We start from the raw sequence: 20021 nt of genomic DNA, 5'->3' as shown, positions 1-20021 counted from the left end.
GAAGGATACTCCTTTTGGGAAAGTAGAAAGATAAAAGGCAGTCGGGCACTAGAGATAAAAAGTGAGAGGAGCTCCATAGAACGGAAGCTCTCCTCTTTTATTTTTTTATTTTGTACTAAGTTATAAGATTCCGGCTTGTCACAAGCAAGAATAATATAAGCAGATTCCTGTTTCACAACAGATATCTATGCCGCAAAGATACATGAAATATATATTAACACAATGATTTAACGGGTTTTGTTGGGGAAGCTGTCTGTGACGGGGGAATGGACGCTAAGGTGCTTGACATACTGGAGAACTGCTTCGAGTGGAACAGGGACAGGAAACTGATACGGAAAATAAGGAAAGAGGTGGAGGACTTCGAGCGTTGGACGGAAATGAAGGCGGCAGAAATGCTGCGTGCCAAGAGGCAGCAAAAATAAATCTCATTTATATCATATTATGCAATATACAAAGCTGATAAAATATTCAAAAAAAAATATTTTATCAGCTTTCAAATAATGAATTACTACATAACCTACATTAAGAAGTGCATTAGTATATAGAAAGTAGTGAATATACACTAGTTACGATAAGCCGAGTTTTTTTTACTAAAGATGGTGGCGAAGATTCTTGTTTCATTACTTCTCTGTCATCGAAATATGAAGTTAAAAACATAATTGTCAAAATCAACAAACGTGTATACTGTTTTATAATTAATATAATTAAGGTTAATACTGAATACGTTAAAAGTCAAAAGTGCCATGTTTATAAGAGGACCGGGAAGGTTTATAATAATCCTCACCCGGGGTCTGGGGTTGTATAAAATCTTGTCTGAATATTTCTGTAGGATTATCTGTAATTAAATCTGCATCATGGGTATATATGTTAAAATAGCACTCTGGATCTGTTTTTTGGTTATATGGTCCTTCTCCCACAAAAGAAAATTTGTAAAAACCAATTTTTTCTCCGTCTTTTCTGACTGTAAGGAACCAGACATTACCACTACTTATCGTTTTAAATCTCAATCCGTTTAATGATGAATAAGTTTCCTCTATAAACTGGCCATTCAAATATGTCTGTTTTTTACAAGTAAAAGGTGACTCAAATCTACCACCTTCAGCTGGTAGAATAAAAGGATTCTGTTCCGAATGGATTTTATACACAAATGTCAACTTTCCTTTATCTATAATTAGTGGAATTTTTTCTACTTTTATGCCATTAATAGTAGAGTAAGAAATCTGTAAATCAGCATTCAAAATTTTATCTTCTTTATTAATATTTGAGGTTATATTTAATACTACCTGATCGCCCTCCACTTTTGTTTCTATATCAGAAAAAAGAGTTTTATCAAATTCTACCGAAACATCCCTGGGAATAATCGGAACCTCTGAACTTAAAACATCATCTATTAATGTTTTTTTTATAATCGTAATCGTAATAATACGTTTCTCTCCAAGACAGCTAAACGGTTTGGATGCGTCCTTACTTGTTAATACTTGATACTCTGTTTTTCTATTGTTTTCCTCTTTTTGACAGGATAACAATGCTAAAGAAATAAACAAAAGAATAAATACCTTTCTCATATTAATGCAAATTAGTTACTATAAATAAAAGTAATATTTAATATTGTTGAAACCTCAACATCTGATACAAACTCTTTTGCGGAATCAACAAATTCATTTTTACTATTATAAGATAATTGAACAACAAGTATTTTGTTTTGAGAGCTTTATTTTGACCATTATCTTTTTTATCTTATTGGTATGATTATAAAACATATACTACAATTCTGGAAGAAGAATTGAATGTCCTTATAATGCAAAAGCTTTTTTACTAGATAAAATCAATAATATCATATTGTAAATATAAGGCTAAATCTGTATTTTACAGTTATAAAAAAAACTTTAAATCTAACAAATAAATTTATATATGTATTATAATCAAATTCTTAAGATTAAAGTATCCGGAATTATCTAACATAAAACTAACATTTATATTTTAAAATAGAATCAGCTCACAAGCTATTTCTAGCTAAGCATTTCCGGTACCGTGAATGATGATTTCGGTCTGGTTACCGGTGCGTCAGTCTTCGTAAAAGGTACCAGCAACGGTTGTATCACCGACTGCATTAGCCAATGTATCTTCCGAAGAAACCTTGGTCATTTCATTCATTGGTTATCAAACACAAGAAGTTCCGGTAAACAATTAGCGGAAGTTTTTCATCAACTTAAGAGAGGGCTCACAACAACTGCAAGAAGTAGTGGTAATGGCAATGGGTTATGGTGATGTCCGCTGCAAACACCTAACAGGTTCTATCGTTAAAGCAGACATCAAGTTATTTGGGGATATTCCTAAAAAAATAAAATGTAAGAGGGTGCACTTCATCTTGAACAAGTATATGACATGCTCGATAAAGCATTTGATAAGTGTGATAACCTTGACGGACTCGTACTTCATTCTGATCAAGGTTAGCAATACCAACACTTCGGATATCGGAAAAGGCTTGAAGAGCATCATATAATTCAAAGTATGTCGAGAAAGGGAAACTGTCTGGACAACTCTATGATGGAGAATTTTTTCAGAATTATGAAATCTGAACTTCTATACGCTGAAAAGTTCGAGTCTCCGGAAGACTTCACAAAGGCTTTGGAAGGATATATAGATTATTATAATAATAAAAGAATTAAGTCCCGGTTAAAAGGAAAGAGTCCAGTACAATACCGAACTCTTTCTATAACTGGATAGTGTTTAACCAGTCCAAATTTTTGGGGTCACTTCATCAGTCGGACACCCTCTTTATTTTTGGAAGGAGGCTATCCCGAACTCGCGTTATAAGTTTAGTTGCCGAACCACTCTATAGCCATGGGATTTCCTATGGTGGTTATCATAGGAATAGGATTAATCTTATCTGTCTGAGGATTGAGATAATAGATGCCTTTTGTTGTCGTTGAAGCATTGGCGATTGCCAAACCGTCTTTATATTTAGACACTAACACGCCATAGCCATTGGACAAATCCAATCCTTCTATTTTCTTCATCTTCTGATTGTATAAATCAAAGACTACAGCTCGGCTCGCTATAGCGCCATGTCCCGTTTCTCCTGGTTTGTAATAACCGGGAATATCAATGTATCCGTAGGCTTTGCCATTGGCTGCATAACAAATTGAAGCGGCAAAACCAGCTACTTTCTCTTCTCCTTCGATAGAAGCTCCGGTTATCGTCCAATGGTATGTTGGATCAAAGTCTGTTTCTCCTTTCTTAATCCGAAGTATGCCGGCCTTATGACCTGCCACCATTCCGAAGTTCCCGAGACAAGAAATGTATATATCGCCTTTTTCATCCATGAATAAAGACTTGGGGTCGATCGGACGTGTGGCTTGAGAAAAACCACTGGTTTTCTCTGAAATCATCTTGACCAACTTGTCCGTCTTGGTGTCAATGACGGCTACATCTGCTTGTTTGTAATTCTCAGGGCTTGTCCAACCTCCCACCATCTGGCTTAGACCAGCAAACACATATCCGTCACGCTCAATCATGATTCCGATGTCCGGATTATTATCTTGAATACCCAAAGAGGTCAGGTTGATCTCTCCTGTCTTCTGCATCGTTTCGGGATTAAATATGTAAATCAGTCCTAGTCCGGCAAGCGATAGATAGGCTTTTGTGGAAGATAGTTTGACAAGATTGTTGGCACTGTTATTGGCAGGCAATTGCAAGCTTCCCTCTCTTTGTAAAATTCCATTCGTGCGACGGTATTTAATCAGTTCGTTTTTGTCCATTGTCAAATGATAGCTTGGGAAGACATAGACTTCCTGACCTATTATCATAGGATAAGAACTGCCAAAGGGAACATTTATACCATTGTTGTTATTGGTAGCCATCGTCTTGCCTAATACAGGCTCATCAATGAGTTGCATATAAACCGTTCCATCCATACCTGTTGCATTGGGTAGGGCTGTTGTTAGGAGAATCTTTCCCGAACCTCCTGCAATAGGATTGTCCGGATCATTCTTGTCACATGAGTTAAGGCACAATGCAGCGAATATCGCTGCTACAAAAAATACATTCTTTTTCATTTCTTTTTTTGTTTAATGATTGTTAATTTGTTACTTAAATACGTATCTGAATCTGATAGTGAAGCTACGTCCGGGTAAAGGACGGTTAAACTCGCTGATCATTTTTGTATCGGTCAGGTTGTTTATTTTTCCCATAATGAAGTAGCGCCCATTGCCAAAGCTTTGCTCAAAGCCTATATTGCACGAGAGGGCTCGAGGTATGCGATGCTGCTGGAATTGGCTTTGTTCGAAGTCGTACAGATATTCTTCCACAAATGAAGCATCGGTGAATATGCGCGTATTCATCCCGCTGCCTCCGAACAGATTTTCTTTGTGAAACTCCAATCCTGCGTTTGCCATCAGATAGGGTATATTGGGCATACGGCTACCTTTGGTAGGGTTGGCAACAGTTGTATTTTGTTCATACTTACGCACATCTCGCAGATCTTGGTAAGTGGCGTTCACATAGCCATAGAGCCACCGTGTCATGTCGGCTTTCACCTCTGCTTCCATACCAAGAGTCCGCATCTCGCCGAAGTTCTGATACTGCGACTGCAAGAATCCGCCCGTAAAGCGAATCATGTCTTTGAGATGCATATAGTATCCGTTCAGTTCAATCTGTAAGTTAGAGGAGGCTTTTCCAGTTAAATCGAATAACATTCCTATGTTGACACTTATATTGCGTTCGGGAGTGAGATTGCCGGCAGGAGCTATCACGTATCCATCACCCAACAGTTCCTCTTCCGATGGAAGCCTTACATCATATCCGAACGAAGCTTTTGCCATCAGACTGGGTGTGATGCGGTAGCGAAGTGCATTGCTGATGCCGAAATCATTCTTGTGTGTGTCTATATCCTCTGCTGTCTTTACCAGGACACTTGCCATCCGCGTTTTCATCGAGTAGTAGTAATACTTGACGTTGAAAGAGTTAAGGAACTTATCGTTCGAGGTGCGATAGTCGTAATTCAAGCCTGCCACCCAACTGAACATATTGCTTGGAAAGTCGGTACGATAACCTATGACCTTGTCCTTCATCCCATCACGAGGGTTGGCATGAGCGTATTTCAGCAAAGAGTTGAAGTTTACCGAATGGTTCTCATTGACAAGATAGTTGAGATTCAATTTGTGCTGCAATTGATGCTTTTCATTCGTCAATAATGAAGCCCATTTGCCGATTTCGCCGCCGAATTCGGAAACTGCCGGATAATGCGTTCCATCCCAATGTGTGCGGTGCGAGGCGGTATCGGCAAAATGATAGTCGGTATAGATATACCCCAGCTGCCAGTCCAAGTCCAGGCCGTCTAAGAGGAAGTTTTCTTTCTCCATCTTATTGGCGAAAATAAAGGCGTTGGAATGGCTGTGTGCATGCCGGATGTTCGATTCTATCCCCTGTATATCTTTGTAAGTATGTATGAAAACGGGTTCAAACTCCACCAAGTCAAACCACCACTTCCGTGCCTTAAAGCTACCGCCGATGACTGTTTTTTTAAACTTGTCGTGATCGCGGGTTATAGTAAGCCCCTCTTGAAAAGGAGACTTCATCTTGTAGTCGTTGTCGGCATAGGTATAAAAACCTCCCAGCCCGAACTCGATTCCTTTTGGGGCAATGTTCATCTTGCTCACAACGGATGCATTGTGCGTATTGAAACTGCCGTAAGAATAGTTCACGTCCAAATATTTAGGCGGATACTCTTTGATGACAATATTGACCGCACCACCTACGGCAGAACCTCCGAACTTGGCAGGGACAACTCCTTTGTATATCTCGATGCGGTCGATCATTTCGACCGGAATATCATTGATGTCGATAAAATCGGAATTGTCGTTCATCGGATTCCCGTCAATGAAAAGCCCGATGCGTTTGCCTTCCAGTCCGCGCACCGATATGCGAGAGGTACTGCCCGTTCCACCCGTGGCACGCACGGTGATTCCGGCAGTTTTTGCCAGAATGTCTTGTACATTGTTAACCGTTCCTTGTATCTGGTTCATGCTGATAACGGATATGGGCATGGCCTGCTCCCGTAACTTACGGGCTTCGCTCTTACCCATCACTACCACCTCGTCCAACGATTTTGCTTCGGCTTTCAGGCGGATGATGATTTTTTTCCCTCTCTCTTTACCCACCGTGAGCTTGCGGGTTTGCGTGTGGTAGCCTATAAACCTTACAGTAAGCGTATAAGTGGCTGCGGGAACATCGGAAAGTAAGAACTCGCCATGCCCGTCTGTCACAATGCCCTTTTTCAGCTCTTCGATGAAGATGGTTGCGCCGGGCAGTGGTTCTTCGCCTGCATTGTCGATGACCACGCCTGCAATCCGTCCTCCACCTGTTTGGGCGGACACGCTGATACCTGTGAGCATCAGCGTGAAAAAGAAAAATAATACTTGCTGCTTCATTGTTTCTTGTTATGAATATTAAAGAGCAGAATCGGGTGCTTCGGGCAAATCTCCGGGATTCGGACTCGGTTTAGCCGATCCGGCCTCGCTTTCACGTATCACCACATGCTGTACGTTTTTTGCCTGATTGCGCATTTCGAGTTTGGGAAAAAACTGAATGCGTGGTGTTTTGAGAGTTTCGGCGGTAACGGCTTTTTCCGTTTCCACGCGTTTCCCGTTGGATACAACCTTAAATGACCCGAGGTTGGCCAGGTCAACGGTTCTGCCGCTGAGCATCTCTTCACGTACGATTTTCGCCAAGGCGGTGATGGCTGACCGCACGTCGGCACGGCTCAGGGCTGTGGCATTGACAATCCGATCCTCTAGCTGCTTGGTGGTAATCTTGTCTTGTGCAATGGGAGAGGCGTAATACATGGTTTTGCCCTTGTGTTTACCGATGCGCATCTCTTCTTTTTTTACGTTGTATAGTAACATGACTTTTGATGTTTTTGATGGTTATACTTTGAATAATTTTGCTGTTCTACTTAAACAGCTTCAGTAAACGGCTTTGATCGCTCCATTGGAACGTCTTTCACCGTTTAACTTAAACGATTCCGATTGCTTAAGTCCGCATTCTCTTTAACTGCTGTCGTATGTCTTCTTCATAATCTTTTCAAATTTTGTTTATGGTTATTAAAATGGTGTGGATCTCAAAAGCAGTATTTAGCCTTTGCCCATACTTCCGAATTGTGCTTATACGGGCCGAACATACCCTCGCTTCCTCCGAACCAGTCGTAGCCTGCCAAGAGGTGGATGTGGTCGTTCAGGGCATAGTCAGCCGTGAAACGGCTGAACCAGCCCTTGTGGTTGAGGTCGAAATAGGTGAAGTCGGAAAGCTGTAAGTTGCTGTCCAGTAACTTCTTCGACACGCAGAGCGTAAGGAGCGAATTATGGCGGGGCTGTGCGACGTAGCTTTCGTACTTGAAAATACTCTCGGAAGAGAACTGAGCCATCACTGTCCATTCATGAGGGGCATACCAGTCGGCCCCCACCAACCAATTGATGGTGTTGAATCCTTTTTGAGGGGTGGAGGCGGCTTGCTGTATGTAGCTGAAATGCTTCCCGAGGTTGAAGGCCGCTTCGCCGCGCAGCACGAACTGTCCCAAGGGCTTTGAGACATCGCCTCCGACGAATCCCATGCGGTAGTATCGGGGCGAAACCGTAAGTTGGGAGCCCGATGGTTTGTACTCGATGACGGGCATCTTGTTCCACGTATGCAGCGCGGCAAGCGAGAAGTCTACCCCCGGCAGGGCGAAAGAGAGCCTGCCCCCGTATTCTACGTTGGAGAGGCGTAGCTCGGGGCGGCTTCCCTCCGCGTCCCAGACAAGGGACCGGGGTGTTTCTTTAGGCAACACGCTCCACGGATTGGCGGCATCGGTGGGCAGCTTGTATCCTTCGAAAGTGGGAACGGCAAGCAGTTCGAGCTTTATCTTGTCGTTGAAGACGAAGAACCGCAGGGCATTGACGGGCATGCGGATGTCGTCGTAGTCTTGCGCCAAGAACTCGGTCATATCCATGGGTGAGACGAGGTCGGTGATACGTACGCCGTCGGCCGCACCCCAGATGACAAGTTGTCGCCCGAGACGAAAGCCCCAGTGCTCCTGCCGATGGTCAAGGTATGCTTCCCGCAGTTCAAAGCCGGTGCGCTCTTTCAGCAAGGCGTTGTAGGTAGCGTTGAACGAGACGAAGAGCGAAGAGCCTGCGAAGTTTTTGCCGACCTCGCCCCTGAGTCGGGTACGGGAAGACATCCAATCGTTCGGCTTTTCGGAGCGGAAGGCGTGGTAGGTGTCGACAAGGCCTTTGAGCTGCCACGACGATTCGCCCGCTCCTTGTCCCCAAACTCCATGCACGGGGCAAAACAGAAAGACCGAGAGGCAAAGCCCCGCGGAAAGACGATTGAACGCTTTCATCAGAACCTGCCTTTCTCTAACGTGGTCACGTTAAACTTGCTCTCCTCCATGGGAATGTTGTACGTCGGATTCTTGATTTCGAGAACCGTCTGATGCTCGGTTTGCACGTTGGTCATGTGCATCTTCCGGGCTACCCAGAAGCCCTCTACCTTGGCAATATCCGACATCTCGAGACGACGGTGCAGCTTGCCCATCTTGTCGTAATATTCCACCCTGACAGGTATCAGACAGTCCTGACGTATCAGGGCCGTTTTCCTGGAGTAAATATCACGCTTGTCCTTAGGCAAGGATTCCAGTTTCCAGCACTTCTGTCCGTCGACGGTTTCTTCGCCCAGGAGCGTGTGCGTATCCTCGTCCACGTTGCGGCTGCCCATGTCGTCGTAGGTAAAGTCGCTACCCATAAAGTAGTCTTGCTTGGCAGACGAACCGCTGATACGGCGCGTTTTCTTTATGGCGGGCAGATAGAGCCATTTGTCATCGTCCTTGTTTAGCTCATCATAATCCCACGTCAAGAAGCCCGTCCCCTTTACATCGCCGGGATATTGGAAGAACATGATGCTCTTGCGGTCTTTCTTTTCTTTGCCCACATCGATGGAGTAGGAAATGAGCTTGCGTTCGCGCACCGCTCCGCGTTTGTTGATTAACGTCATAACCATTTCAGACCGACGGGTATCGCCGTCGGGACGGTCTTTTACCTTTTGGGCAATCTCTCTGCCCGTTTGTGCGCATGTTGTGGCAGCGAACCCCACCACAAGCATGGCTACTACTGCGATTGATCTCTTCATTTGTCCTTTTTCTTTATAATTGATTCTGATTGATTCGATTTATATTCCGGTCTCCTTCTGCCGTGCTACCATGCGGGCAAATTCGCCGTTTCGGGCAAGCAGTTCGTCGGGTGCTCCTTGTTCTGCGACGGTTCCGTCTTTCAGCACCACGATATGATGAGCGTTGGCAACGGTGCGCATACGGTGTGCGATGATGACGACGGTCTTGTTCTTGATCAACTCCGATATACCGGCCTGTATCAACGTTTCGTTCTCTACGTCCAGACTTGCCGTTGCTTCGTCCAAGAGGATGACAGGAGCATCTTTGAGAAGCGCACGGGCAATGGATATGCGTTGGCGTTCGCCTCCCGATAGCGATTCTCCGTTTTCGCCTATCAAGGTGTCGTAACCGTTGGGCAGCCGGGCGATGAACTCATCGCAACGGGCAAGACGTGCTACCGCTTTCACCTCTTCCTCGGTAGCGTCTTTCTTCCCGATTTTGATGTTGTCCATGACGGAAGCGTTGAAAAGCAACACGTCCTGAAAGACTACGGCATAGTTTTTCAAGAGCATTTCGGGATCTATTTTTGAGATGTCCCGTCCGCCAAGTGTGATCTTTCCGCCATGAATATCCCAAAAGCGGGCAGCTAATTTTGCCGAAGTGCTTTTGCCTCCCCCCGAAGGTCCCACAAGTGCCGTTACTTTGCCTTGCTTGGCAGTGAAAGAGACGTTGCGCAGCACCTGCTTGCTTGTCTCGTAAGCAAAATCGACCTTGTCAAAACAGATGTCGTAACCCTCTACCGTGCAATCCTCATCGCCTTGCTGTGCGGGCATGTCGTTCATCTCACGTATGCGGTCGATACGCACATCGAGTAGTATCAGTGTCGCCATATGGTTGAACACGTCCATGATGGGGTTGTAGATGCTGGCTACAACGAGCAGGAAGACCAAGTAAGTGAACATGTCGATGCTGCCCAAACCAAGTAAATAAGCTCCCGCAATGATAACGCTTGCCAAACCAAGTTTCAGGATAGACTGTGCACTGCCCACAAGCCCCGCTCCGAGAAATTCGCCTCGCTGCAGAGTGGCTTCATATATCTCGAGCTGTTTGTCTAAACGGTCGCAATAGGCTGCCTCTCCGTTGTACGATTTAATCTCCTGCGCCGCTTCAAGCCCTTCCTGTATCTGCTCGGTCGTATCACGCCTTACGTGATAGTACTCCTTATTAGCTTTATCCATAAGCCTTTTTCCTAAGAAGATGACCGTTGTCGCTACCGGTACGACCCCAAAGAGAGCAAGGGCCAGTTGCCAGTTGTAGAAGAACATCCCGGTGGCAATCAAGATAATGCTGATGACAGAGGCGAAGAGTTGTGGAACTGTGTGAGAGAAGAGGGTTTCCAACATGTTACAATCCTCCATCATCGTAGCGGTGAGATCCGAAAGATTCTTTTCTCCGAAGAAAGCCAAAGGCAATTTACGCAGCTTCTCGGCAATGCCAATACGACGGTTGGCACTCTCGGTATAGATTTTCGTGTAGGTGCTCTTGTACTGTATCATCGCAATCACAAAGAGTACCGTCATAAAACAGAGAGCCGTCAGCACGTAGTACCAGAGCCCGTGCGTCGTGCTGTTCCCGGCTTGGATAACAGGGTGCAGGTAATCGGTGATGAACAGAAAGATGAAGATTACCGGCAGCATCAGTGCCAGGTTGAGAAAAAGAGAAGCTATAACCCCTTTTATAAAGGTCTTTGCCCCGTCTTCCGATAAGGTGAATCTGTGTTGAAAATATTTACTAATATTCATAATGTTGTCTCCTGAGGTTTATACCGTCCATGTCACGGTTCGTTGATATTCATTCCACATGCTGTTATAGATGCCGTTTCGGGCTATCAACTCGCTGTGTGTGCCTTCTTCGGCAATCTTGCCTTGTGCTATCACCAGTATCTTGTCGGCATCCTGTACGCTAGTCAGATGATGGGCGATCATCAACACTGTCTTTCCTTTTCTCAGCTCGTGCAGGGCTTTTTGTATCAGGTGTTCGTTTTCGGGGTCGGCAAAAGCTGTTGCTTCGTCCAGGACAACAATCGGCGCATCTTTCAAGATGGCCCGGGCCAAGACAATGCGTTGCTGTTCCCCTCCCGAAAGGAATGTTCCATCTACTCCTATCTTCGTGTTCAATCCGTTGGGTAGCCGGTCGATGATCTCCCGACTTTGGGAAAGGTCTATGGCACGTTGCACGGCTTCATCACTCGCTGCCGGATTACCGTATTTGATGTTCTCCAGCAAAGAGGTCTTGAAGAGTTTTGTATTCTGGAAGACGAAAGCGATGTGGTTCATCAGGTTGTCTTTGGCAATGTTTTTCACATTTATTCCGCCAATCGTCACACTACCTGCTGATACGTCCCAAAAGCGGGGAATGAGTTGGGCAATGGTGGTCTTCCCTCCTCCCGATTGCCCCACAAGGGCAAAAGTCTTCCCTTCGGGGAGGTGGAAGCTGATACCGTCTACGGCATTTTGACCGGCATTGGGATAGGCAAACGAAACGTTCTCGAATGTCACATCGCAAGCGGTGATTTTCTCCGGATTTTCGGCTATTGGGAGTGGTTCGCTACTCGTCAGGTTTTCCACCCGGCTTATGGCTTGATCTGCCAGAAACATATCTTGTTGCAGATACATCACTTTCATCACATTGGTTGCTATCACCGGAGTAATCAGCACATACAGGAACATATCGGTGATGATGGGGGCAATGTTTTCGCTTTTGTTGCCGATAAGCAATATGACTACGGGGACAAGTAGGAAAGCAAAGCTATTGATGGCCACCGTGTAGAGTGACATCGGCTTTTGCCAACCCAGCGTGTATTTGGTAACTAAATCCCGGTAGGCGATGATGCTGTCGTAAAAACGTTTGAAAGAGAATATCGTTTGCTGGAACACTTTCACCACCGAAATACCACGTACGTATTCCACCGCTTCGCTGCTCATATGCTCTTGTGCTCCGAGGTATTCATTTTGGAACGCCTTCTGAGCAGTTGTATTCATCCGTGTCATGATGAAGACAGCCGCCGTGAGGGGGATCAGGCACGCCAGACCAAGTTGCCAGTTGAAGACGAAGATCAATATTATAACCGACAGCGGGGCTATAAAACTCCCCGCCAGGTCGGGCAAGAGATGTGCGACAAACGTGTGGGTTTCAGAAGCATTTTCATCAATAATCTTACGCATCTGTCCGCTGGTATTCCGGTCGAAGAAGCCAAGCGGCATCTGCATGATTTTTCTCATAGCCGTACGTCGCATATTGGTTTCTACCCGGAACGCCGCTAAGTGCAAAAGCATCAGCCCGGCAAAGTAAATGACAAGGCCGGCAACGGCTGTGCCTACCGCCCACCATGCATAGACGTTGATAGGGATTCCTGAGGCAACGCTGCCAGTCAATAGTAGCGAGCGTACGATAAGCCAAATGAAGATGAACGGCATAAGCGAGAGCAGACCGCTTAATCCCGACAGTGTCAGGGCTATGGGCATAAGCACCTTGCGTTTGCCCATGTAAAATTGAAGTTTCTTTAATGTATTCATATTAATTGATTGTTTCATTGGTTTCTATCTCTTTCCCGAATAACCGGAACTTTTGGAATAACACGGGTGTAACGCAGAGGTCGGCCACGAGTGCCGATACGATACCCGCTACGGAGAGCAGACCCATGTGTATAAAAGAGAGGCCTTCGGAAGTCATGTAAATAGCGAAGTTCGCACATATCACGACACTGGTCAGAATGATTGGTGTCCCGATCGTACGGAACGAGCGGAGAATGGCATCCCGATAATTACCTCGACGGTCGAACTCCAAATGCCCGTGGTTGATGAAGTGAATGGTGTCGTCGACAGCCAAACCGAGGATCATCGGCATAATGGTTGCGGTCATCATATCCAACGGGTAGCCCAGCCATCCCATCAGTCCGCCGACCACCAAAGCCGGAGTGATATTGGGTATCAAACCGATAAGCCCGATGCGTACACTGCCAAAGACCAACATCATTAGGATGCCGATAATAAGGAGAGAGATGGCAAATGAAACCATCTGCCCGCGAGCCACGTACTGCATCATCACGGTAAATTGCGGAATACTACCCACTGTAGTGACAGAAGCTTCGGGGAAGAGCCTGGCGGCATTGGCTGCAATATCGTTCAACTCTCGTTCTACCTCGCCGGAGTCAAAACTGCTGATCTCCACCATCAGGCGCAAACGTCGATAGTCGTAATCGATCCAATATTCCGCTTCGCTACCGCCTGCATTCTCGTAAAGGAGCAGCAGTTGTGCCACCTCTTCCGGATTCGTCGGAATACGATAATAAGCCGCATCTCCTTCGTGCAGGGTTTGATTCAGGTCTTTTAGGATATTCAGCACTGTAGTCGTTCGCTTGGTTAGCTTATAGCCTTCGGCCTTTTGTGCCAGAGAGTCTAAGCGTACAAGCATTGCCGGCGATTTTGTCAAGCCGTCTTCGGGCAGGTCTATCATGACGTCGTAGGTGTAGATGGATCCCAGTTCGCTTTCACCTACTTCCAGCAGATTGTTTACATAGGCTATTTTACGTCCCATGGTGCGTTCTATGTCAAAGGCGGTCTCTATCTTGGTGAATTGATAAATGAGTGCTGCGGTAAGCAGCCCTGCAATCCATAGGATCAATGTGCCATGCCGGAGTACGCTTTCTCCCAAACGCCCCAGTTGATGGTCGAGCCACCGTCCGCCGGTTTCCTGCACTTTGGGATGAGGTTTGCCGTTCTTGCCAAAACTCAACAGCACGGGCATCAGTGTAATGGCAATGAAGAAAGCCAGCATCACGCACGAGGAGGTAGCGATACCAATGAACCGCATGGGCTGCATCGGAATAGCGAGAAACGACAGCAGGGCGGCAAAGGTGGTGAGTGCACTGAACAACACAGGCCAGCCCATTTCACCCACGGTCTCTTCTACGGCTCGTCGACGTTCTCCGTGTAGAAGGAATTGCCGTTTGAAATAGGAAAAGATATGTATGTTATAGGCTATCGAGACGGCAAACGCCAACAGCATAGGTATCATCATCATACCGCTGTCTATCGTCATGCCGACATATCCCAACAGTCCATACACAATCACAATTGAGCCTGCCGCCGTGATAAGTGGAACGACAACGCCCCGTAGGGAGCGTGTTATGAGTAACAAAATAAGAATGGAAACGAGTGCGGCAATGCCCATCACACGGGGCATCTCTTTGCCAATCCATTTCATCTTCATGGCGGTAACGTAGGGCAAGCCTGTGCCTTTGGGATGGAGCTTTTGGTATTTGTCTTTAGTGATGATATGCTCCAGCTCATTCCCCGTTAGCACTTCAGGAGAAACGGCATTCTTACCTTTATTCCACACTGAATCTTTAGGAAAGGTACGCAACTTGAGAATAATCCACGAGAGCGTACCATCTTTGGAGACAAGCCGCTCGGCAATATGTGGCTTCATATAGGCTTTGCGACGTATCGTTTCCAGACTTGCCGCATCAGTGGGAATAAGGTCAGGCACTATCTGCTCGATAGTCATTCCTTCTTCATTCCCTACCATAAATTCGATGTCAGTGAGCGAAGTGATTTTGTCGGCGTATGAAATGCTATCCATCATTTCGTTCGTGAGTTCGCGGATGAGCTCTAAGTTCTCTTTCATAAACGAATTGTCGCATTGGGTCAGTACGGCGGCAAAATTGTCATTGCCGAATATATCCTTGAATTCTTTGGTCTTGACAAGCATCGGGTCGTCTTCGAGGAAGTAGTTTTCCCACGAAGCACTCACCTTGAAATATCTTAACCCTGTAAATCCTATGGCGAAGACGAGGATAAACAAGCTTAGTACAAGCCATCGTTTTTGTACCATCCATCTGCCCTGACGGGCAAACCAGTCATTGATTCTTTCTATTTTCATATCGTTTGTTATTGGTAAGTTCATTCATTTCAACACATTCAGCAGCGTGACGAGAAATAGCTTTCCACTTTGGGGCTACATATGATAATGGTGACAATGTGCGTGGACACAAGAATGCTCTTTGTGGGCATCATGCACGTGACAACGGCAGGAGTGAGAAGTGTTCATATTCTTTCTTTTTTTTACTTATGTTTTTTATATTACTTAGTCTTGCTAACACAACATCAGCAGGTTGAGTGCCATAACCGCCATGCCTGCTACCAAACCATAGATAGTATGATGGTGCTTACCGTATTCTTCGGCAGCGGGTAGTAACTCATCAAGCGAGATAAATACCATGATACCGGCAATCATCCCGAAAATAACGCCGAAAACATGGTCATTGAGGAATGGTGCCAAGATAAGATAGCCGATGACGGCTCCTACCGGCTCGGCCAATCCCGATAGAAATGAAAGCCAAAAGGCCCGTTTACGATTACCTGTAGCATAATAGATCGGAACGGAGACGGAAATGCCTTCGGGTATATTATGTATGGCGATGGCACAGGCAATAGGTATAGCAATGTTTATATCCTTCAATGCTGCAAGAAACGTAACCATACCTTCCGGGAAATTGTGTATTGCCAGCACCAAGGCTGTCACTACATCGACGCGTAATAATTGAGGCTTTATTTCAGTCTTTCGTTCTTCCTTTAAGCTCATTTCTTCCACCCGATGCATTTCGTGTGGATTTTCGTAGTGAGGAATTAGCTTATCAATAAGTAGAATCAATACGATTCCCCCGAAAAAAGAAAGTGTGGAATGAAGAGTTCCGTCGTCCTTGCCATGTATATTGGCAAGAGTCTGCAAAGAAGAGGCAAACAGATTGGCGAAAGACATATAAATCATTACTGCTGTTGAAAATCCCAATGAAAGAGAAAGGAATGAAGTATTGGTGCGCTTAGCAAAAAATGCAATCGCACTGCCTATCCCTGTGGATATACCGGCAAACGATGTTAGGAAAAATGCTATAAGTACTGGTTGAGACATGGCTATGATGGATTGGAAGTTAGTGCGTCAAAAGAGAACAAAAGTTTGTTTTGTTCAGAAGCAAAGCGAGCCGCTCTTTGCAGGCGGCTCGCTCGGTAGGAGAAACAGTTAGATTTAGAAATAAGACGTTTCATGCTTTTGGCAACTAAGTTTAGTTCGGTCAGTCTGCGGATGTACGATGTTGGTACTTTGATCTTTCGTCCCAATAATTTCTTTGGGCAAAACCTTTCCGATACGGGAGACTGCCCTGCTTTGCGTAACCCATGACTCCTCGCAGAAGAAAAGCCCGTTGACTCCTTGTACGAGTGTTAATTCGTCGTTGCTGATGATGTTGATGATACTCATATGCTGATTATTATTTAGTGATTCTTCTGGAATGACTCGGCGTTCCAACTCCTGCATCAAACGAAACGCTGCCTGACAAGATTGCAGCATCTGTCCATGCAGGCTATAGGTGTGGAGTCGAGCAGAAGGTAGCTGATGCCTATTGTCTCGGAATCAAATACAAAAGAGATTCGATTGTTTACAATCGTACAATCATTTCCGCAAGGCTTGCATTGCAGACAAGACGAGAAACGGATGTTTTGATTAGTTATCTCTTGACAGACAGGATGTTTCAATAGTTCTGCCTTCATCTTTCATTCTTTACATTCATGAGTTTCTTCCATCCTCCCGTGCTAAAGCGAATATACTCACTGATGAAACACTCTATCTCTTCGCAGGAAAGTTCCTTATGTTGCACCACCTCTTTCATCATATTAATCCACCAAGAGCAGGTGAAGTGCATGAAGAACGGAGAAATATCGGTATGTAGTTCCGGATGGAGTCTTCTCATCTTTTCCATATATTCCATCCCTATTGTGGCACTCTTCTCAATCCACTCTTCCAAATAATCTTTGAGGCGAGAATGCTGCGTAGAGAAAAACAGCAAATTTAATTCACTTCGGTAACGAGTTATAATGCCCATAAGCTCCTGCAAAGATGCACGATGATATTCATCTGAGATAAATATGTCAAGGGAGAAATTCTCCGGTCGGTTGTGATCTTCCAGCATCCTGTACATAGCAGCCAAAAGAGGACGCAACACATCAACCAGTAAATCGTCCTTACAGGGATAGTAATTGTATATATTGCTCAGACCAATGCCCGACAACTTAGAAATCTCACGCATAGACACCGACTTGAAGCCCTTTTCGAAAAAAGCTTTCTGCGCTGTTTCCAGCAATAGCTTACGTATATAATCCTTCGTTGTTTGCATAGGTCAGAACATAATTCTTTATTTTATAACGCAAAATTAGTCACATATTTTTTCGGTTGCAATACCTTAAAATGATGATTTTTTTACTTACCATTCCCCATTTATGGTAATTCAGCAAATGAAATTTATAACTTTCAATATGCTACTCCTAATCATATCAAAGCTACAAATACTCACTTATTTACAATCTCTAGCACTCACTTTTTTTTGTTTACTTTTGTCTGTAAACCGCTACTGACGTCATTAAATACATAGTAATATGAGCAAAAAAATCAAAGACCAAGAAGTTCTTTTGGTCAAAGATCAGAAGGACGATAGCCTCCGAGCCGTAGTCGGAGCAGATGGGAAAAGCGGACTGAAGTTGCATTCTTTCAAAGTCTCCTTTGAGAGTGTCGTTGCCAGCGTGCATGTATACCAATAGACGATTACTCACTACCAATATAAGGAAAAGTTGCATGCAAATGAAATTTATCATACGCCATGCAACTTTGGAGCCAATTCATAAGAAGAGGAGCTAACGGAGAAAAAGAACTTTTTCAGTGCCCTCAGATTTCGGGCTTCCTTTTTTATTTACCTTCAACAACTCCAAATATTCTTATTACATCAATCTTCGATAGTACATACACTTACACGGTTCCAATCCGGTTCGGTAAACATGTCACCTACTCCCTGATCTTCGGCAGTAATACGAGACGTATTAATCTTGTATTTATTAACAAGGATTGTTTTTACAGCTTCTGCACGTGCGGTAGCAATTTTTGCGTTGATCTCAACATTGCCTTCTGGAGAAGCGTACCCTTTAATAATGACTTTTGAATCGGGATATTTCTTCATGTAGGAGGCTACACGTTCCACATTCGGTAGCTGTGATGCATCCACTGATGAGCGACCTTGTCTGAAAGTAATGATAGATTCCGGAACGCGGGCAGTCTTGACTACTGTTTCAATGGGAACGACCTTTGTACGACATTCTTCCAACTCTTTATGCAAACCGCTAATTCTTTGGTTAGCATTGTTTAGTTCTCTGTCACGACTGCCCACCTGTTCGCGAAGTGCATTAATAGCAACATTCAAATCATCAATTTCGCTCTGATTGTAGACTTTTACTTTAGTAAAGTAATGATTCCCAGTACTCATCTTGAAGTGATAAGTCAATCCGGCAGTCAGTTCAAATGTTGCATTGTTTGCATTGAAACGACTCTTTGCCTGATTAAAATCACCTTGCATATCATATACGATAGCGGGCTTAATTCCCAATGTCCATGCTTTTGTTTCACCGAGGTTGAAATTAAGATTCAATCCGAGACGGGTAGACCATGAATTGTCATCTCCTTTACCATTTACATAATAATGCAACCACCCCATTCCGGCAATAGCTTCTATCTCAAACAAACGAGGTTTGCCCCGATAGCTTGCAAATAGATTTATTAAGTTAATTTTACTTAACAAGCTGACATCTAAAACATCAAAAGCTGTTTTACTCGGAGTTGTATTGATATATCCCATTCCCTGAAATTCCAAACCGAAAACTAGGAGTTAATTGTTTGGATATTCCAACTCCGAAACCGGGACGCATCCCTTTAAAGAAAGAGGCGTGAGTGAGAGGGGTAACTGCTCCTGCATTCACTCCTACAGACCAATTGTCCATAAACTTTGTTCCTTCTACAACTGATTGGGCATTTACAATAAATGTTCCCAAAGTAAAAACTAATAAAATAGCAATTTTCTTCATAATCTATTGTTTTATTTTTTTCGAATGCAAAAGTAAAAAGATTGCAGAGCTTTTTAGTTGTAGGACAAAAGAATAAATCTAATACATTGATTTTTATTTTACTTATAATCAGTAGTTTGCAAAAATGGTTCAATTAATAATCTAACACATATCTAACACCCTTGATAAAATTCAAAAAAGCACTTACACTTACACCTTTAGGGTAGTCAAGTTTATTTTTTAACAACAACGAGTGAACTGATACTTTTACTCTGAATAGCAATAACTTACTGCTATTTTGTACTATTACGATTATACATATTATATAATATGCTAATAAGCAATTATATATTGTTAGGCCCAATAAAAAATATATATAAATAGCGAGCGATAATCATATAAGTTAAAGAATAATTTATATTGGTAAAATATTCCTAATCGCCCATGCAAAAAATAAAACACATTATTATATTCGCAATATGAAATGTAAGATTATAATTGGACTATCAGCTATTCTCTATTTTACAGGTTGTTATAACAGGGAACAGACCCCTCGCCTTAGTGAGGCTGAAAAGCTAATGCAGAACAACCCGGATAGTGCATTAGCAATACTACAAAAACTCAAACCAGAAGGCAACCGGGCTGAACAGGCCAGATATGCATTGCTCTATTCCGAAGCTTTGGAAAAAAAACAAATGAAAGTTACTGACGATTCATTGATCCGCCAGGCTTGGCAATATTATAAACATTACCCCAAAGATTTACGTCACCAGTGTAAAACTCTATATTATTGGGGAAGAATTAAATTACGCACAGGTGATAAACCTGGAGCATTACGTCTTTTTCTCAAAATAGAAGAGAAACTGACAGATACCGATGAATCTTATTACAAAGGGCTTTTATACAGACAGATCGGTGAAGTATATTATAAACAA

The 20021-nt window shown here is 44.0% G+C and carries 13 protein-coding genes and 3 pseudogenes; 3 read left to right on the top strand and 13 right to left on the bottom strand.

The features are described 5' to 3' along the window. Nucleotides 1-266: 266 nt before the first annotated feature. Nucleotides 267-422 (top strand): hypothetical protein, encoded by a 156-nt coding sequence (locus AB5062_RS16940; RefSeq protein ID WP_004309904.1) that lies wholly within the window; start codon nucleotides 267-269, stop codon nucleotides 420-422. Nucleotides 423-725: 303 nt separating this feature from the next. On the opposite strand, the gene AB5062_RS16935 is transcribed toward AB5062_RS16940, so the two are convergent. Then, on the bottom strand, nucleotides 726-1565 hold the full coding sequence (locus AB5062_RS16935) for a hypothetical protein (protein ID WP_004309905.1): 840 nt from the start codon (nucleotides 1563-1565) through the stop codon (nucleotides 726-728). Between the two features lie 862 nt (nucleotides 1566-2427). Between AB5062_RS16935 and AB5062_RS16930 the strand changes: the two are divergent. Next, nucleotides 2428-2727 (top strand): annotated as a pseudogene (locus tag AB5062_RS16930) (IS3 family transposase); the annotation flags it as partial. A 92-nt stretch (nucleotides 2728-2819) separates the two neighbouring features. On the opposite strand, the gene AB5062_RS16925 reads toward AB5062_RS16930, so the two are convergent. The 12 genes and pseudogenes from AB5062_RS16925 to AB5062_RS16870 form a co-directional block, all read right to left on the bottom strand. Beyond that, nucleotides 2820-4058, bottom strand: coding sequence for a DUF5074 domain-containing protein (locus tag AB5062_RS16925; protein ID WP_004309907.1), 1239 nt, complete (start codon nucleotides 4056-4058; stop codon nucleotides 2820-2822). 30 nt (nucleotides 4059-4088) lie between these two features. Beyond that, on the bottom strand, nucleotides 4089-6431 hold the full coding sequence (locus AB5062_RS16920) for a TonB-dependent receptor (RefSeq protein ID WP_004309908.1): 2343 nt from the start codon (nucleotides 6429-6431) through the stop codon (nucleotides 4089-4091). An 18-nt stretch (nucleotides 6432-6449) separates the two neighbouring features. Next, nucleotides 6450-6905, bottom strand: a complete 456-nt coding sequence (locus AB5062_RS16915; protein ID WP_004318713.1) for an HU family DNA-binding protein — start codon at nucleotides 6903-6905, stop codon at nucleotides 6450-6452. A 215-nt stretch (nucleotides 6906-7120) separates the two neighbouring features. Beyond that, a complete protein-coding gene (locus tag AB5062_RS16910; RefSeq protein ID WP_004309910.1) occupies nucleotides 7121-8380 on the bottom strand; it encodes a DUF1302 family protein in 1260 nt (419 codons plus the stop codon). After that, entirely contained in the window at nucleotides 8380-9165 is a 786-nt protein-coding gene (locus AB5062_RS16905; RefSeq protein ID WP_004309911.1) for an outer membrane lipoprotein-sorting protein, read from the bottom strand. The genes AB5062_RS16910 and AB5062_RS16905 overlap by 1 nt, the downstream gene beginning before the upstream one ends. A gap of 39 nt (nucleotides 9166-9204) precedes the next feature. Next, nucleotides 9205-10947 (bottom strand): ABC transporter ATP-binding protein, encoded by a 1743-nt coding sequence (locus AB5062_RS16900; protein ID WP_004309912.1) that lies wholly within the window; start codon nucleotides 10945-10947, stop codon nucleotides 9205-9207. 18 nt (nucleotides 10948-10965) lie between these two features. After that, complete coding sequence (locus AB5062_RS16895; RefSeq protein ID WP_004309913.1) at nucleotides 10966-12720, bottom strand: ABC transporter ATP-binding protein; 1755 nt, start codon at nucleotides 12718-12720, stop codon at nucleotides 10966-10968. Between the two features lies 1 nt (nucleotide 12721). Next, complete coding sequence (locus tag AB5062_RS16890; protein ID WP_004309914.1) at nucleotides 12722-15088, bottom strand: RND family transporter; 2367 nt, start codon at nucleotides 15086-15088, stop codon at nucleotides 12722-12724. 213 nt (nucleotides 15089-15301) lie between these two features. Beyond that, nucleotides 15302-16117 carry a zinc transporter ZupT gene (gene zupT, locus AB5062_RS16885; RefSeq protein ID WP_004309915.1) on the bottom strand — a complete coding sequence of 272 codons (816 nt, stop codon included), beginning with the start codon at nucleotides 16115-16117 and terminating at the stop codon, nucleotides 15302-15304. Nucleotides 16118-16518: 401 nt separating this feature from the next. Next, nucleotides 16519-16752, bottom strand: a complete 234-nt coding sequence (locus AB5062_RS16880) for a hypothetical protein (RefSeq protein WP_004318707.1) — start codon at nucleotides 16750-16752, stop codon at nucleotides 16519-16521. Then, the gene (locus tag AB5062_RS16875) at nucleotides 16749-17375 is read right to left on the bottom strand and encodes a TetR/AcrR family transcriptional regulator (protein ID WP_004309917.1); all 627 of its coding nucleotides are present in this window, start codon (nucleotides 17373-17375) and stop codon (nucleotides 16749-16751) included. Before AB5062_RS16875 ends, AB5062_RS16880 begins: the two co-directional genes overlap by 4 nt. 603 nt (nucleotides 17376-17978) lie before the next feature. Then, nucleotides 17979-19107 (bottom strand): annotated as a pseudogene (locus tag AB5062_RS16870) (OmpA family protein). 458 nt (nucleotides 19108-19565) lie between these two features. Between AB5062_RS16870 and AB5062_RS16865 the strand changes: the two are divergent. Next, a pseudogene (locus tag AB5062_RS16865) lies at nucleotides 19566-20021 on the top strand (hypothetical protein); the annotation flags it as partial.

The sequence above is a fragment of the Phocaeicola sp. RTP21359st1_B8_RTP21360_211022 genome (assembly GCF_040911965.1).
Taxonomy (GTDB): domain Bacteria; phylum Bacteroidota; class Bacteroidia; order Bacteroidales; family Bacteroidaceae; genus Phocaeicola; species Phocaeicola vulgatus.
This window is presented reverse-complemented; position numbering and strand designations above follow the sequence as displayed.